The sequence below is a fragment of the Bacteroidota bacterium genome (assembly GCA_018698135.1).
Lineage (GTDB): Bacteria > Bacteroidota > Bacteroidia > CAILMK01 > JAAYUY01 > JABINZ01.
Genome location: JABINZ010000285.1, coordinates 1 through 3,449, shown reverse-complemented (window position 1 = coordinate 3,449; position 3,449 = coordinate 1). Strand labels below are relative to the sequence as shown.

The following is a 3,449-nucleotide window of genomic DNA, read 5'->3' as shown; positions in this document are numbered from 1 at the left end:
AGGATAACTTTGGCTGTGAGGAAAAATAAAATGACAGCCAATAAACATATTAACTTCGAATTAAGATATCCAAAATTAGATTGTGGAAAGGAGATTGAACTTTTTCATTGTCATAAATGTGGGTATCACCCCAATGCTTTGATTTCAGGTTATCATAAACATAATTCAGATATCATATTCACAAGAGTTTTGTCCATTTACCCTCATAATACGGACATTATCGAAACAATTACTTACGGAAAATATCCAATAGACTGTGAACTTATCGAAATAATTACCTGTATGAATTGTAAATGCGTAGGTGAAATGGTGCAAGTTCCTCTTTATTTTCTTGAAAATTCAGGGTTAATTTCCCGTAATAATGATAACTCTAATTGCAATTCAAAAAAGTCATTTAAAAAGATTCCTGATTTAATAAAATCAATATTAAAAAAAATTGGAGTAATTCAATGACTAATCAAAGAATATTTCCTACTTGGGATCAAATTAGATCTATTAAAACACCCCTAACTGCAGGTGAATTTGCTCTAATTAATTATCTAGACAAATATTTACCACAAACATGGAATATTTTTGTTCAACCGTTTTTTAATGGTGATAGACCAGATGTGGTGATTGTTAATCCAAAAATTGGTGTAATGATCTTTGAGGTTAAAGACTGGAAGAGAAACATTTATCGTTCAAATTTGGCTGTTGGTTTTGATAAAAGTCAAAATAGGAAATTCCAATTCCGACAATTTTTTGTACATGACAATAGAGGCGAATGGAAGATATCGAGCCCCATCAAACAGGTCGATAGGTACCGTTCGAATCTTATTAATCAATATGTTCCGAATATTGGTGAAAGAATTGACATAAATAGTAAAAATCTAGCACCATTCAAAATTGGTTTATACTTCCATGGAATGAGCACAATTAACGCTTTAGAATTAACAGGAAATAATCCAAAACAATGTACAGTATTCGGCCGAGACCAGCTGGATTCTGCGAATAATTTGGGAAAAATCGTCCCTGATGTAAAACTTCAATATAGTATTTCAATGAAAACACATTGGTACAACGATATAGTCTTTTGGTTAAAACCACCGTTTCATTCTATTGAACAAGGGATGAAAATAGTTTTGAATGAGGAGCAAAAAAGACATGTATTACCAAGTTCGGGACTTCACCAAAGATTAAGAGGTGTTGCAGGTAGTGGTAAAACACTAGTACTTGCCCAGCGGGCAGCAAATTTAGCCTCCAAAGGAAAACGTGTTCTAATAATTTCTTATAACATGACCCTTTGGCATTACATCAAAGATCATGTATCTCGCACTCAAAAGAATTTTAATTGGTCCGAAATTGAATTCAATCATTTTCATGGGTTTTGTAGAGATTACCTCTTAGAGAATGGCTATCAATGGCCTCATTCAGAAAATGATAGCGATGAAAATTTCTTTAATATTAGAATCCCTGCATTAGTATCTAAATATATTCAACAGGGAATAAATACCAAAAATAGAAAGTATGATGCGATCCTAATTGACGAAGGTCAGGATTTCCAAAAAGAATGGTATAAAATGCTATGTTTATTCCTTTCTGAAAATGACGAATTATTTTTTACAATCGATGAAAAACAAAATATTTATGAGAAAGATCATAATTGGATAGATTCGATGATAGATACAAAATTCAGGGGAAGATGGCGGATATTAAAAAAATGTTATCGTACACCAGTTAAAATTTTGAAATTGGCTAATTTATTTTCACAACAATATTTGCCGAATGTTGGAGAAACGCCAGAGGCAGTTCCCAATCAGGGTGAGATTTTCAAACCCAAATATGGTTGGTTTAATGTAAACAACTTTACCGTAACCAAATCTGCTTTATATAGAATGATCTATTGGTTGACAAAAAAAGAAAAGATCCATCCTTCTGACATAGTAGTCTTGGTGCCCACACATAAAGAAGGGTGGGAATATGTCAGATACCTTGAGGGTTATAATTTTAATATAAATCATGTTTTCGAAGATGATAGTACTTATAACCGTCATAAAAAATCTTTCTGGATGGGTGACAGCCGATTAAAAATGAGTACAATTCATAGTTTTAAGGGTTGGGAGCTACTAAATGTAATCTTAATTACACCTTCAACGGGAAAAAACAGAGATACAGATTTCTTAATGTATACATCAATTACCCGTACTAGACAGAATTTGGTAGTCTTCAATACAAATCCAAGATACTCTCAATTTGGTATCCAATCTCAAAAATATAATGATTTCATTTCTGTATATAAAAATTAATGGCAATTGGATAAATGGAAACATCAATAACCAGAGTTTATGAGACTTCCCCACTTCGTCTCAAATACCCGTCTCTTTACTTCACAAACAGTCTTTAAACTCATCTCAAAACCAAAGTCTCATATACATAGGTTATTAATCGTTCGGAAAATCAATATTGCAAGATTTGAACCAATCAGCTTAAGTTGGTAAATTAATAATGTCTATCAGGCCTGAAGTACTCTCTTTATATATGGTTTGTGGGCATTTTATCAACACATTAAAATTGATAGATCATAACGAAATATGAATTATGTTAATCACTTTTTGCGTTCTAACTTTCAATCAACCGGATATGAAAAGGAGGTGCATGATTATTAAAAATATCAATATTAAACAAGAACTACCAAAATTGGAAATGACTTGCCTTGAACAATTTCACGCCGGTTATTTCAGGGGTTAAGCCCAGTATTCTTTTTTCGCAAAGCAAAGTGAAAGGTAGAAAATACTTGCTAAAGAAAGCATTAAAAAATCTTTTCCCTGGGGTTTCCTGGCAGAATCCAGTACTAAATTTTACCTTTAAGGTTATGGATCCAATAGATTATCTTTTTCGGTTCAGAAGCGGACTCACAGGGTTGCCTCCCTACTCTATCAGGGTGCGGTCGAATGGGGTCACCAAACAATTCGGAGGGGAAAAATTTTATCAGTTCGGTAATCGGTTAGCCGATCATTTAAAAGCATACGCATCTCTAGATGGCCATTCAAAAGTTTTAGAAATAGGATGTGGGTGTGGAAGGACTTGCTATGCATTGTCAAAAATCCTAGATGATGCCAATTTTATTGGAATGGATATTGAAAAAACGTCTCTAGAAGCATGTCAAAATAACCCCATATTTATTGGTAAAGATTTTCGCTTCGACTATCAAGATATTCAAAATGATGAGTATAACCCAGATGGAACATATGAAGCAGATTCATACAAATTCCCATATGATAGTAATGAATTTGATGTGATATTTCTAGTCTCAGTTTTTACACACATGCTGACTGATGATGTCAAAAACTATATTTCGGAAATATCTCGCATGCTAAAACCAGGTGGTGTCTGTATGATAACCACGTTCCTTATGGACCATGGAAGAAATACAAATGGAATTTCCTTTCCGCATAACGAGAAGGATCATT

The 3,449-nt window shown here is 33.3% G+C and carries 2 protein-coding genes; both read left to right on the top strand.

Going from position 1 to position 3,449, the window contains the following annotated elements:
• Nucleotides 1–449 precede the first annotated feature (449 nt).
• The gene (locus HOG71_17795) at nt 450–2,285 is read left to right on the top strand and encodes a UvrD-helicase domain-containing protein (protein MBT5992703.1); all 1,836 of its coding nucleotides are present in this window, start codon (nt 450–452) and stop codon (nt 2,283–2,285) included.
• Between the two features lie 407 nt (nt 2,286–2,692).
• On the top strand, nt 2,693–3,449 hold a 757-nt coding region (locus HOG71_17790), incomplete at its 3' end, for a class I SAM-dependent methyltransferase (GenBank protein ID MBT5992702.1).